This window comes from Tenacibaculum sp. A30, from assembly GCF_051200845.1.
Lineage (GTDB): Bacteria > Bacteroidota > Bacteroidia > Flavobacteriales > Flavobacteriaceae > Polaribacter.
In genome coordinates this window covers 448,620-462,223 of sequence record NZ_CP195160.1, presented here as the reverse complement: position 1 = coordinate 462,223, position 13,604 = coordinate 448,620, and the positions used below count along the sequence as shown (strand labels likewise).

Sequence of the window (13,604 nt, the reverse complement as noted above, 5' to 3'; positions counted from 1 at the left end):
GGGATAAAAGTTTGGTAGAATATGGCTAAAAAAGTATTTACATTTTTTTCTTTTTTTTATGTGGTTGTTCTGGTAGGACAAAATGATACAATTTCTTATCGGTTAGATGAAGTTATCATCAATGCTACAAAAAAATTAAAAGAAAACTCCATAGGTCAGCATGTGGTTAGTCTTTCAGATTCTGTGTTGACACGAAATATTGAGTCTTTTACTGATTTAATAAGATACAATTCATCAATTTATTTAAAGGAGTACGGAAAAGGAGGTACAAGTTCTGTGAGTTTCAGAGGTACAAGTGCTTCTAATACAGCTGTTGTATGGAATGGAATCAATATAAATTCTATAAATAATGGTCAAACAGGATTTAATTCTTTAACAGTAAGTTTAAATGACGCGATTGATGTAAGAAAAGGAGGAGGAAGTATAGAATATGGTTCAGGAGCAATAGGAGGAACGGTGCATTTAAATGATGTTTTAAATTATACAGAAGATTTTAATGTGAAAAATCAATTTGTACTAACAGGAGGAAGTTATAATACATTCAATTCTCTTTTTAAGTCAAAAATCTCCAATTCAAAGTATAGCATAGGGGTGGGAGTTTCTAGAAATTTTTCAAAAAATGATTTTAAATTGTTCGATTCTGAGTACAGAAATACCAATGGAGCTTATGAAAACTATGGAATTAACTTAGGCTTCGGATATAAATTCAATAATCAATCTGAATTAAAATTTTATAGTACGAGCTTTTCTGGCGAGCGTCATTTCTCAGGAACATTACCTAATCCAACATCTGCAAGAGAAAAATATATAGACTCTAACCAAAGAAACTTATTGGTGTATGGTTTTAAAAAAGGAAAGTTAGAGCAAGAAATTAAGCTAGCATATTTAACACAGAAGTATCAATATTTCTCTAATAAATTTTCTGATAATTTTAATTATGGAAAATCGAGAAGAGTAATAGCGTCTTACAACCTGAACTATAAACTTCCTAGAATTAAAGCAAAGATTTCGTCTTTTTCAGAGTATGAATCTGCTTTTGGTAGTACAGATGTAATTAAAGAGAAAAATAGAGAACAGTTTTCTCAGTATCTTGTTTATACTCAAGATGTACATAAAAATATTTCCTTCAATGTTAAGTTAAGAAAGGATTTTAATTCTGATTATAAGGTTCCGTTTGTTTATGCTGCTGGTATAAAAGTAACGCCTATTTCGAAATGGTATGTAAGAGTTAACGGATCGAAAAATTATAGAGTACCAACATATAACGACTTGTTTTGGCCAGGGCAAGGAAATGAAAATTTAATCCCAGAAACCTCTATTCAAGGAGAGGTAGGGTTAGGCTACTCAAACAAAGGTTTAAACTTCGATGCAGGTGCTTACATGATTAACACAGAAGATAAAATTGTTTGGACTCCTTCTGGCGATCCAAATAGACCAGGAGTTTGGACTCCAATCAATTTAAATGAAACTCAGAACAAAGGTATAGAAGCTAGTTTGAGTTATAAAGTTCAAATAGGAGAATATAAATTTAATGCAAGCTCTAACTATTCTTATGTTTTAGCTAAAGATAGTGAGACAGACAAGTATTTAACTTTTGTGCCTAAACATTTATTGAATAGTAACTTATCGGCAAACTATAAAAAAGTGAATTTGTTTGCTCAGTCACTTTTTAATGGAGCTGTGTATACTACAGAGGACAATTCTAATGATTTTATTGTTCCTAGCTTTTTTATAGTTAATGTGGGAACTGAGTATGAAATCTTTCAAAACCACAAAAAACAATTACTGTTAGGTGTTAAGGTAAACAATGTATTAGGAGAGAAGTATATGGTTATGTCTAGGAGGCCTATGCCACAAAGAAATTTTAACATAAACATCAATTATAAATTTTAACAAATGAAAATAACTAAATTATTAGGAGTATTATTCTTAGGAGGTATCCTTTTTACATCATGTAGTGATGATGAAGCACCTAGTTCACCTAAAGTAGATTATGGAAACGGAATTTTGATAAGTGGTGAAGGTACTCAATCTGTTTCAGGGTCTGTTACTTTTGTGTCTAACGATTTATCAGTTGTAGAAAATACAATTTATAAAAAAGTGAATGATGCTGAGTTTGGAGAGTATGTTCAGTCTATAGCATTTGACAATGATAGAGCTTACATTGTAGCTGATAACCAAAATACAGTAACAGTAGTAGATAAAAATACTTTTGATAAAGCTGGAACAATTACAACAGGTTTGTCAACACCAAGATATATGACTATAGTAGGTAATAAAGGTTATGTAACTAATTGGGGAGCTACAGATAACGATAACGATGATTTTGTTGCAATTGTAGATTTAAACTCTTTAGTAGTAGAAGAAAAAGTAGAAGTAGCTTTAGGGCCAGAAAGAATTATTGCTAAAGACGGGAAATTATATGTTTCTCACTTAGGAGCATTCGGATCTAACAACAAAGTAGTTGTAATTGATATCGCTACAAAATCAGTAGTAAAAGAAATAACAGTTAAAGACAATCCGGATGAATTGTATTTAGATAGTTTAGGTAATCTAGTAGTTTTATCTCAAGGAAATACTGTTTATGATGAAAACTGGAATGTAATAGAAAATACATTAGCAGCTATTTCTTTTATAAGCACAGCTAGTAATGAGGTTGTCTCAGAATTAGTGTTCAATGAAGGAGAGCACCCTTCTCAAATGGTTTTAGAAGGTAATGATATTTATTACAATTTAGGAAATAGCATTTATAAAACAGATGTGAATGCTACTACTTTACCAGCATCTGAATTATTCACTACAGATTCAGGATACCTTTATGGTTTAGGGGTAAGAAATAACGAAATTTTTGTATTAGACGCTAATTTTTCAGGTAATAGTAAATTGGATATTTATGATTTATTAGCTAAAACTAAAAAAGAAACGAAAGAAGTTGCTTTAGGAGCTTCAAAAATTTATTTTAATTAAGTCGTCCCCCAAAAAAAGGGAAATATTGCTATGTGTAAGCTCACCAAATTGGTGAGCTTATTTTTTTATAAAAACTTTTCTTGTATTTCTTTAGAAGGTAGCATACAAGCTTCTTTTTTTCCAAACCACTTGTAACGATTTTTAGCAATGTAATCGTATACAATGTTTCTGAGAGCCTCTGGAAAGACCAAAACAACTTGCGTTAACTTCCATATTCCGCCAAAATCATTCATAATTTTTAAGGCAGCAGTAGACTTAATATAATAAGCAACATTTGGCTCGTATAAAATAATAGAATCAACCTTGGAAGTGTCTATCCCTAAATATTGTGTTATTTCCTTTCCTATATCCGATTGAAGAGAAGTAAAAACAAACTGATTTTTGACATCATATTTTATAACTTTTAGCACACTATCGTTGCATAAATTACACACACCATCAAATAAAATCACTTTTTTATTGCTAGGTATATTGTTCATTTATAGGTTTTTGTGAAAAAATAAAAGATTATATTGTAACATTATTCAAAAGTAAGCGTCTTGTAAGAAAGTAAATAGCGATTTAACAATAATTTAGAAGTAATTATGTAAATCACTATGTGCTTTTATTTAAAAATTAACTAAAACTATGATTCGAATAGAAAATCTTCACAAATCTTATCCTATAGGAAAAGACTCACTTCATGTTTTAAAGGGATTGAATTTACATATAAAAGAAGGAGAATTTGTATCTATTATGGGATCTTCAGGTTCTGGTAAGTCTACCTTATTAAATATTGTAGGTTTATTAGATACACATGATGAAGGAAACTACTACTTAAACGGACAGTTAATTGAAAACTTAAATGAAAAGAAAGCCGCAGTATTGCGTAATAAGTTTTTAGGTTTTGTTTTTCAATCATTTAACCTAATTTCATATAAAACTGCTTTAGAAAATGTTGCTTTACCATTATATTATAAAGGTATAGGAAGAAAAGAACGTTTAGAAATAGCTATGGAATATCTAGAAAAAGTTGGTTTAAAAGACTGGGCAAATCATTTACCAAATGAACTTTCTGGAGGACAAAAGCAGCGTGTAGCTATTGCGAGAGCATTGGCAACAAAACCTAAAGTTGTATTAGCTGATGAACCAACAGGAGCATTAGATTCTGCGACAACCGATTCTGTAATGGATTTGTTAACAGAGATTAACAATGAAGGAATGACTGTTTTTGTAATTACTCACGAAGAAGAAGTAGCTGCACAAACCAATCGAGTTGTTCGTTTAAAAGATGGAGTTATCATTAGTGATGAATTAACAGAAATGGCAACCAAAGCAAAAAACTCTAAAGCGGTATAATATGTTTGATATAGATCGTTGGAGAGAAATTTTTCAAAGTATAAGCAAAAACAAGCTACGTTCTGCTTTATCTGGTTTTACAGTAGCTTTTGCAATTTTACTTTTTACCCTATTATTTGGAATTGTATCAGGATTACAAAATCAGTTTAAAACTGCTTTTGCTGATGATGCAACCAATGCGATGTTTGTAAGAGTATGGAAAACTTCAAAACCGTATAAAGGCTTACAAACAGGAAGAAGAATACAGCTAAAGAACAAAGATTTTGATTATGTTAAAGAGGAGTATGAAGATAAAATTCAACATTTAACTGCACGAATATTTAAGAGCGTAAACATAACGTACAAAAACAATCAAAATAATTATCAGTTACGAGCAGTTCATCCAGATCATCAGTTTTTAGAGAAAACAATTATTGATGAAGGAAGATATATTAACGAGTTAGATTTAAAAAATAATGCAAAGGTTATTGTTATAGGTCGTCTTGTTAAACAAGATTTATTTGGAGAAAAACCAGCTTTAGGAAAAAGAGTGAATGTTGATGGGATTTCATATAAAGTAATCGGTATTTTTTCTGATGAAGGAGGAGATAATGAAGAGCGTTTAACCTACATGCCAGTTACTACTGCTCAAAAATTATATGGTAACAATGATTATATCAATCAAATAAATATAGGATATGATCCAAAATTAAATCTTGACCAAGCAATTACGTTTGGTAATAGGCTAGAAAGAGATTTACGTAAAAAGTTAGATATTCACCCGGATGATCAAAGTGCTTTATCGGTTAGAAACATGGCAGAAGCAAACAAAGGAATTAACCAGTTTATGTTTGCCTTGTATTTCATCGTAATTTTTGTGGGATCTGGAACTTTAATTGCAGGAATTATAGGAATTAGTAACATCATGATTTTTGTGATTAAAGAACGTACTAAAGAGTTTGGAATCCGTAAGGCATTAGGAGCAAAACCATCTTCAATAATTGGTATGGTAATTCAAGAATCAATCTTAATTACAACCATTGCAGGATATTTAGGTTTAAGTTTAGGAACTTATATATTAAGAGCTATAGGTGATAGTCTTGAAAAATACTTTATCAAAGATCCAAGTGTGAGTCCTGGTATTGTAATAGGAGCTACTATTATTTTGATTTTATCAGGATTAATTGCTGGATACTTACCAGCAAAAAAGGCAGCACAAATTAAACCAATTGTAGCACTAAGAGCAGACTAATTATGAAGTTTTTATTTGATTCAGACACTTGGCAAGAAATTTACGGAAGTATTCGTAAAAATAAATTAAGAACAGGTATTACTATTGTAGGGGTACTATGGGGAATTTTCATATTAGTAGTCTTATTAGGCGCTGCTCGTGGTATGGAAAATAACTTTAAAAGAATTTTTGGAGATTTTGCTACCAACAGTGTTTTTTTATGGACACAGAGAACAGACATGCCTTTTAAAGGGTTTCAAAAAGGAAGAAGATTTGATTTAACATTTAAAGATATTGAAGTTCTTGAAAAAGAATATAGTAATGAAATAAAGTTATTGGCGCCTAGAAATCAAACTAATGGTACTGTTGTTAAAGATTTTAAATCAGGTGATTTTCAGGTTAGTGGAGATTATCCCGTTTTAGATCGTGTACAAAAGAAAGATTTGATCTATGGAAGATTTCTCAATCAGAATGATATAAAGAACAACTCTAAAGTTTGTGTTATTTCGGAAGATATGTACAAACAACTCTTTGATAAAAAAGAAGTACCTATTGGGCAGTATGTAAAAATTAGTAACGTAAATTACAAAGTTGTAGGTGTATATAAACCTTCAAATACTATAGATATTGATGGAGATACAGCTTACATTCCATTTACAACCTTTCAAAAAGTATACAACACATCTAATAAAGTAGATTGGATGATGATTACAGCTAATGAAGGAGTAGATATCAAGCAGATGGAAAAAGATATTTTGTTAACCTTAAAAAACTTGCATAAAGTACACCCAGAAGATAAAAGAGCTTTTGGAAGTGTAAATTTAGGAGACCAAATAGATAAATTAATGGGCTTTTTAACAGGAATGCAGTTTTTAACATGGTTTGTTGGGATTGCAACCTTAATAGCAGGAGTTTTTGCCATTGGTAACATTTTATTAATTACCGTAAAAGAGCGTACGAAAGAAATTGGAATTAGACGAGCTTTAGGAGCAACTCCAATAAGTATTAAAAGACAAATAGTATTAGAGTCAGTGTTTTTAACCACTGTGGCAGGAATGCTAGGAATTATTTTTGGAGGACTTGTTCTATTCCTATTAGATCTTTTAGTAGGAGGAGGAGACGATCCAACATTAGTAAATCCAACCGTAAATATACCCATAGTAATGCTAGCCTTTTCAATCCTAGTAATTTTAGGAACTTTAATAGGATTAATACCAGCACATATGGCAACAGTAGTAAAACCAATCGAAGCATTAAGAGAAGAATAAAAAAAGAAATAATCAATTAATCATGAGCAAAAGAGCAAAAATTATTTTAGGAATCGTAGCACTATTATTTGTAGTCATCCTAATTTGGTTAGGAAAGAAAAATCAAAAAAGTGTGGTTACTTACGAAACGGAAAAACCATTTAAAACAACTATTGTAAAAAAAGCAGTAGCCACAGGAAAAGTTGTTCCTTTAGAAGAAGTTGAAATCAAACCTCAAATAGCAGGAATTATAGATAAAATTGTGGTTGAAGAAGGAGCCATTGTAAAAGCAGGAGATTTGTTAGCAACGGTAAGAGTTGTTCCTAACGAGCAATCGTTACAAAGTGCAAAAGGACGAATTAACTCTGTGCAAATTCAGTTGAACAATGCTCAAATTCAATACGAAAGAAATAAAAAACTTTTTGATAAAGGAGTTATTTCTAGTCAAGAGTTTGAAAACTCACAATTATCGTATAACCAAGCAAAAAATGATTTGAGAAATGCTCAAAACGATTATCAAATCATTAAAAAAGGTTCTGTTGGTTCAGCAGGAGCGAATACGAATATTAGAGCAACAACTTCTGGTATGGTGGTAGAAATTCCAGTAAAGAAAGGATACCAAGTTATTCAGTCTAACAATTTTAACGCAGGTACTACTATTGCTACAATTGCAGATATGGAAAAGATGATTTTTGAAGGACAAGTTGATGAGTCTGAAGTAGGGAAGTTGGTAAAAGGATCTAACATTGAAGTTTCATTAGGAGCTATTGAAAACAAAAAGTTTCCTGCGATCTTAAATTTTATTGCACCTAAAGGAACTGAAGAAAACGGAGCAGTACAGTTTAAAATTAAAGCAGATGTAAGCCTTGACGATAATTATTTTGTTAGAGCAGGGTATAGCGCCAATGCAGATATTGTTCTAGAAAAGAAAGACAGTGTTTTATCTATCAAAGAATCATTATTACGTTTTGACAAGAAAACTGAAGAACCTTATGTAGAAGTGAAAAAAGGAGAAGATGAATTTGAAAAGCGTGAGTTAAAATTAGGCGTTTCAGACGGAGTAAACATTGAAGTATTAGAAGGTGTTACTGCCGATGATGAGATCAAAATTTGGAATAAAGCATCGAAAGATGATGAAAAGAAAAATAACTAAGAAATTAGATAAGTAAAATAATCAATAAAGCAGTTCTTTTTTAGAGCTGCTTTTTTTGTTTTAAGTTGATGAATAGCGAGTTATGGTGAATTGAAAAGTTTGTTTAAGCTATCGCAAAAGAAATAAGATGCATCTTTAAATACTATAAGTAATGTTTATCACTAATCAAGTACTTAAATTAAAGCGGAATTAAATATCTTATTTAGAGGTATAAAAAAAGCAGCTATTAAAGCTGCTTTTCTTTTAATCTATATTCTAGATTAGTTTTTTGTTTTGTTTTTGAAAGCATCAAACTTGTTAGTCGTTTGCTTTGGCCAACTGTTGTTAGAAGTATCAATATCAGCTGTTTCTAAATCAGGATCTACAACAAAGCTTTTAATTTCTTTTGAAGAAGTAAATACTCTAAACACTTGATGCTCATTTTTATTCCATATTTGAGCAGGAAAAGTTTGACGCTCTTTTGTTCCGTCAGCATAAGTCATTTCAACAATAATAGGCATTACTAATCCTCCAGGTTTTTCAAACTCAACTTCATAAATGTACTGAGGTAATTCTTTTAAGCTAGCTTTTTTGTCTTTCGGTAAACTGTTGATATACGCTTCTACTTCAGACTTATCAGCATCTTTTTTATCAGTAGTTAAGTAGACTAATTTTCCTAATTGAGCAAAGTAAGAAGGATACTGTGCTTGTAACTTCTTTGTTTCTTCGTTAGGTTTGTTAGTTAAGTATAAAGGCTTCACTTCTTTAATACCAATATCAGTATAATCAGTTGTGTAGAACCAACCTCTCCAGAACCAATCTAAGTCCATACCCGAAGCGTCTTCCATAGTTCTAAAGAAATCAGCAGGAGTAGGGTGCTTGAACATCCATCTTTGTGAATAAGTTCTAAAAGCGTAATCAAACAATTCAGGTCCCATAATGGTTTGGCGTAACATGTATAAACCAGCAGCTGGTTTTGTGTATGCATTTGGCCCGAAATTATGAACGTAATCACCTTGAGACATGATAGGGCTTAATTTACTTTGGTCTAAGCTCATGTAACGAACAATGTCTTTTGGTAAGTTACCTGTATTAAAGTTTGGATCGTAATCTAATTCAGCTAAAATTTCTACAAAAGAGTTTAATCCTTCATCCATCCATGTCCATTGACGCTCATCAGAGTTTACAATCATAGGGAAGAAGTTGTGACCAATTTCGTGAGTAATTACACCAATCATTCCGTTTTTAACTCTATCAGAATACGTTCCGTCAGGGTTTGGACGTCCGTAATTAAATGAAATCATAGGGTATTCCATTCCTTGGCGTTTTGCGTGTACAGAAATTGCTTTAGGATACGGATAATCAAAAGTCATTTTAGAATACTCTTCTAAGGTGTTTGCAACCACACGAGTTGAATGCTCTTCCCATAACGGATTTCCTTCTTTTGGATACATAGAAACTGCCATTACAGTTTTACCGTTAATGTTAACAGCCATAGCATCCCAAATATATTTTCTTGAGGAAGCAAACGCAAAATCACGTACTTGGTTTGCTTTAAAGTGCCAAGTTTTTGTTTTAGTAGTACCTTTCTTTTCGTTTTCTTCAGCTTCTTTTTGAGAAACGATAAATATTGGGTTTTTAAAAGATTTTCTAGCCTCAGCCCAACGGTTACGTTGTTCTTTTGTTAATACATCTTTTTCGTTTTGTAAAACACCAGTAGCATCTAAAATATGATCTTCAGGAACCGTAATTTTTACATCGTAATCACCAAATTCAAGAGCCCACTCACTACGACCCCAAAATTGCATGTTCTGCCATCCTTCTACATTATCATACACACATAATCTTGGGAAAAATTGAGCAATTGTATAGTTTTTATTTCCGTCAGGGAATAACTCAAAACCAGAACGCCCGCCATCTTCTACAGAGTTGTTAATCAGGTAATTCCACTTGATTTTAAACTTGAAAATTTCACCTGGAGCTAAAGGTTTTGGCAAATTAATACGCATCATTGTACGGTTAATAGTGTGAGATAAATCTCTACCATCAGCATATTTTACCGCTTCTATTTTAAAACCAAAATCTTTTGGTTTGTCCATATTCTCAGCAACGAACTTATCTGGAGTTTGAAAACCACTCGCTTTTTTAGATTGGGCTAATGGAGATTTAGAATCTGGAGCTCGCATATTTTGATCTAGCTGTAACCATAAATACTCTAAATGATCTCTAGAATTGTTGTGGTATGTAATATCTTCTTCACCATAAAGTTTGTTAGCAGCTTCATCTAAACGCAAATCCATTACATAATCAACTTTTTGTTGGGTGTACGCATGACCAGGTGCACCAGAGGCGGTACGTTGATCATTAGGAGTTGCTAGTACATCTTTTAACTGTCGGAATTTGTTTTGGTCGGTATGACCTTGTTGACGTTCTTTTTTAGGTGCCTCTTGGGCGAATAAAGAAGCCGATACAAATAGTGCTGAAAATAGTAGCGTAGAATATCTTCTCATTATATGCTTATTAGTTTTTTTGAATAAATAAGCGGAAAGTTAATGAAAACTTATTATTAAGAAAGCGTGAATGTTAAAATTTTAACAAACCTTTATCATTAGTATTAGACAAGAATAAACTTTTTCGTTTTTTATTGACGGTAGCTTTTATCAAATTTTGTTGATCTGGAAAGTGATCAACTAAAACATCGTTTTGAATTTCGATAGAAGTAGGTATTTCAATATTTTCTATTTCCAAATAAAAATAAACAATATCACCATCGTATTCTTTTCCAATGAATTTATAAGAAGCTTCTTGATTGTTGATAATTACTTTAAAATGTTGTTGTAAGTATTTATAAAAGTAATCATCAATATTAGAAAGCTGATTTTTAGAAGCTATTTGTAAATTAGTGTTGTAGTCTTTATTAATAGCCAATTCTATATCATCCATAAAAACATTCATAATCATTTGAACGCTTTTTGAGTCTTCTTTATATTCTATTTCAGTTAAAGCTACGTAGTACTTATGTAGTGTAAACGATAGTAACGGAAGTACTAAAAGGATGATAATAACTTTTTTCATGGAGTTTTTTAAAACAATTATAGCGCCAAATTACTGTTTTTTGATAATTTCTAAATAGCTAATGTGCTCTTTTCTTAAAATTTTAATAACCTCTAATACTTCACGGTTTTGATAGAGCTTTTCAATACCTAACGGATTACAGTATTCAAGAAAATGGTAATAATTATTTACAGGAATTTTTAGTTCAACAAAAAAGAAATCTTCCCCTAATTCACTTAATAGTTTAGCAGGTAAACTTTCTTTAAAAGCTAATTCTTTACGAAGTTCTTGTATTTTTTCTGAATCTTTTACAGGAAATGTATTGGTAGTTCCAAATCCTTCAAAATCTTTAGTAGGATCAACTCTAACTACATTGGGTTTTACATGTAAGCTAATATGATCATCGGAAGCATAGTTGTTATAATTTACTTTAGAAAAATCAGTAGCGTTGCTAGCGATTTCTAGATTTTTATCACGTTTTACTTTTCGTAAATCTTTGGTAAGCTCTCCTGAAAGTTCGTTGTTTCGTAGTAAAATTTCATCTAATTCGTAATCTTGTTTTTCTAAAGTGGTTCTTTTTCGGTAGGTATTAAAATCTTCTTTGGTAAGAGTTTCAAAAATAGTTTTATATCCGATAGAGGTATATCTTATTGAATCGTTAGGTTTAGCAAAAATTCGATACTCACCATTTTCGTTAGAAAAAGTAGCTTGATTTGTAGAAAAGTTAACAATATGAGCATTTTCTAAAACACCATTTTCATCATAAACAATTCCGAAAAGTGTTTTTCGCTCTTCTTGTGAGAATGCAACTTGTGATAAAAGAAGTAAGGCTAAAAGAAATCGCTTCATAATGGTAAGTGTTGTAGGTTAGTGCTTACTTATAAAGGTACAAAATATTTTAAAATCAGCGATTTAAATTCTAGTTTACTATTGTTGTTATTGTTTATAATTTTGCGGGTTTAATTTTTTAAATTCATCAGATTTTAATTTTAAGAATGAAATCATCATTATTTCATCAGCTAATAATGAAGGAGAAAAATCATTGGCATTTTCAATAAAGTAGATAAACCTTGTAAGATCTTCCGATATAATTTTTAATTCATGTAGTATATAAACTCGATAATTGTTACGTATATGTTGTATTCTCTTTTCAGAATCCTCAATAGCTTTTTCTTTTTTTAGCTTTTTCAGTCTACCTGAAATGGAGTTAATAATATAATCTGTTGACAGAATAAAACCAAAACCTTCAAGTTTTAAAGGGCGTCCACCCATTCCTGTGTATAAACGCCTTTCGGCAGGAGTTAAAATTCTTGAGCCAGCGTAAGGAAGGTTTAAACTTTCTGCATTAATCTCTTTTTCAGTTTTAATATGTTTAGTGTCAGAAGAAATATATCCAAGTAAGTTATGCTCTTTTATTTCAATTTCATCGAGCTCTATTGCTACTTTTTTTAGTTCTATTGTATGTTTTTCAATTCCGAAGTGAGTCGTTTCAATTTTAATAATTTTCGTTTCGTAGCCGACAAATGAGATTTGTAAAGAGTCGTTTGGTTTTGTTAAAATCCTAAATTCACCATTATCATTCGTAAAAGTACCTTGTTGGGTGTTTAAATTGATAATATGTGCATTGGGTACAGATGCTACTTCATCATGAACCGATGCATATAAGAATTTTCGTTTTTCTTGTGCGGTTATTTGTAGAGTAAGTAATAAAAGTAAAGTGATGGGTAGTTGTTTTATCATGCAATTATTTTTGAGAGAGTCTTATATGTTCATTTTCTAATAGATAAGGAGAGTGTTTACTGTTTTCAATTAAAACGGAAGTTAATTCAAGAACTTTATCCTTTCGATACAGATTGATAATACCTTTTGAAATACAACTTTCTAAAAATGAATTAATATGTTCTTCTTTAATTTTTAATTGTCTTATAAAAAAGCCATCTGTATAATGTTTTCGAATGTTAGCTATGTTTTGATCTTCTATTTTTAGTTTTTTTAGTAGTTTTTTCTTTTTATTATTTCCGTTAAGTGCGTTTACAAGTCCTGAGAGTCCTATAGTTATTCCCGATTCAATTTTTATAGTTTTATCACCTTTGGGGATTACGTTGGCGTAGGGGAGTTTTAATGTTTTAGCATTAACTACTGGAGCATTGGTAAGAATATCATCATCTGTTTCAAAAAATCCTCTTTTTCTTTCTAAAACAACTTCATCTAACATATGAGTTTTACTATCAACATAAATAACAATGTTTTTAGCTCTTATATTTTCTTCATTCACAGTAATTTCTTTGTACTCTAAATTTAGATGAGAAATTAATAGGATGTTGTTTTCTTCTGCTAAAATTTCAAATTGTCCGTTTTCGTTTGAAATAGTTCCTAAAGCTAGTTTTTTATTGATGATGTGCACATCTTGAGTAGGGATACTGTCGATAAAAACAGTTCCCTTAATAATTTTAGGAGGAGTCTGTGCAAAAACGACACAAGAAAATAGCGTAAAAAGAATAAGTAAAAAGTTTCTCATATCACAAATAAACCACCTACTTGTCTTAAAAATGTTTTAATGACATGGTAAATTTTTGTTAATTTGAAAAATAATAGCACTAATTATTTTTTGAAAATTTAGAGCTGATACTAAGAATAATAGCATTTAAATCAGATG

The 13,604-nt window shown here is 30.9% G+C and carries 12 protein-coding genes; 6 read left to right on the top strand and 6 right to left on the bottom strand.

Translation table 11 applies throughout. The features are described 5' to 3' along the window. Positions 1–21: 21 nt before the first annotated feature. Together ACR9ES_RS02170 and ACR9ES_RS02165 are read left to right on the top strand one after the other, a co-directional pair. Positions 22–1,893: a TonB-dependent receptor plug domain-containing protein gene (locus ACR9ES_RS02170; RefSeq protein WP_435254929.1), complete on the top strand. Its 1,872-nt coding sequence runs from the start codon at positions 22–24 to the stop codon at positions 1,891–1,893. A gap of 3 nt (positions 1,894–1,896) precedes the next feature. Beyond that, on the top strand, positions 1,897–2,967 hold the full coding sequence (locus ACR9ES_RS02165) for a YncE family protein (protein ID WP_435254928.1): 1,071 nt from the start codon (positions 1,897–1,899) through the stop codon (positions 2,965–2,967). Positions 2,968–3,032: 65 nt separating this feature from the next. On the opposite strand, the gene ACR9ES_RS02160 is transcribed toward ACR9ES_RS02165, so the two are convergent. Then, positions 3,033–3,446 carry a thiol-disulfide oxidoreductase DCC family protein gene (locus tag ACR9ES_RS02160; protein WP_435254927.1) on the bottom strand — a complete coding sequence of 138 codons (414 nt, stop codon included), beginning with the start codon at positions 3,444–3,446 and terminating at the stop codon, positions 3,033–3,035. Positions 3,447–3,594: 148 nt separating this feature from the next. On the opposite strand from ACR9ES_RS02160, the gene ACR9ES_RS02155 reads away from it, so the two are divergent. Genes ACR9ES_RS02155 through ACR9ES_RS02140 form a run of 4 tightly spaced genes read left to right on the top strand, consistent with a single transcriptional unit; the run spans position 3,595 to position 7,915 of the window. Continuing rightward, positions 3,595–4,305, top strand: a complete 711-nt coding sequence (locus ACR9ES_RS02155) for an ABC transporter ATP-binding protein (RefSeq protein WP_435254926.1) — start codon at positions 3,595–3,597, stop codon at positions 4,303–4,305. 1 nt (position 4,306) lies between these two features. Next, positions 4,307–5,536, top strand: a complete 1,230-nt coding sequence (locus ACR9ES_RS02150) for an ABC transporter permease (protein ID WP_435254925.1) — start codon at positions 4,307–4,309, stop codon at positions 5,534–5,536. A gap of 2 nt (positions 5,537–5,538) precedes the next feature. Next, complete coding sequence (locus ACR9ES_RS02145) at positions 5,539–6,783, top strand: ABC transporter permease (RefSeq protein WP_435254924.1); 1,245 nt, start codon at positions 5,539–5,541, stop codon at positions 6,781–6,783. A 22-nt stretch (positions 6,784–6,805) separates the two neighbouring features. Continuing rightward, the gene (locus ACR9ES_RS02140) at positions 6,806–7,915 is read left to right on the top strand and encodes an efflux RND transporter periplasmic adaptor subunit (protein ID WP_435254923.1); all 1,110 of its coding nucleotides are present in this window, start codon (positions 6,806–6,808) and stop codon (positions 7,913–7,915) included. 260 nt (positions 7,916–8,175) lie between these two features. Here ACR9ES_RS02140 and ACR9ES_RS02135 read toward each other — a convergent pair whose 3' ends face one another. The 5 genes from ACR9ES_RS02135 to ACR9ES_RS02115 all read right to left on the bottom strand — a co-directional run bounded on the left by ACR9ES_RS02135 (position 8,176) and on the right by ACR9ES_RS02115 (position 13,466). Continuing rightward, positions 8,176–10,404 (bottom strand): M1 family metallopeptidase, encoded by a 2,229-nt coding sequence (locus tag ACR9ES_RS02135; protein ID WP_435254922.1) that lies wholly within the window; start codon positions 10,402–10,404, stop codon positions 8,176–8,178. Between the two features lie 73 nt (positions 10,405–10,477). Next, complete coding sequence (locus tag ACR9ES_RS02130; protein WP_435254921.1) at positions 10,478–10,969, bottom strand: DUF6702 family protein; 492 nt, start codon at positions 10,967–10,969, stop codon at positions 10,478–10,480. A 30-nt stretch (positions 10,970–10,999) separates the two neighbouring features. Continuing rightward, positions 11,000–11,797 (bottom strand): carboxypeptidase-like regulatory domain-containing protein, encoded by a 798-nt coding sequence (locus ACR9ES_RS02125; protein ID WP_435254920.1) that lies wholly within the window; start codon positions 11,795–11,797, stop codon positions 11,000–11,002. 87 nt (positions 11,798–11,884) lie between these two features. Next, positions 11,885–12,688 carry a carboxypeptidase-like regulatory domain-containing protein gene (locus ACR9ES_RS02120; RefSeq protein WP_435254919.1) on the bottom strand — a complete coding sequence of 268 codons (804 nt, stop codon included), beginning with the start codon at positions 12,686–12,688 and terminating at the stop codon, positions 11,885–11,887. A gap of 4 nt (positions 12,689–12,692) precedes the next feature. Then, on the bottom strand, positions 12,693–13,466 hold the full coding sequence (locus tag ACR9ES_RS02115; protein ID WP_435254918.1) for a carboxypeptidase-like regulatory domain-containing protein: 774 nt from the start codon (positions 13,464–13,466) through the stop codon (positions 12,693–12,695). Between the last annotated feature and the right edge of the window lie 138 nt (positions 13,467–13,604).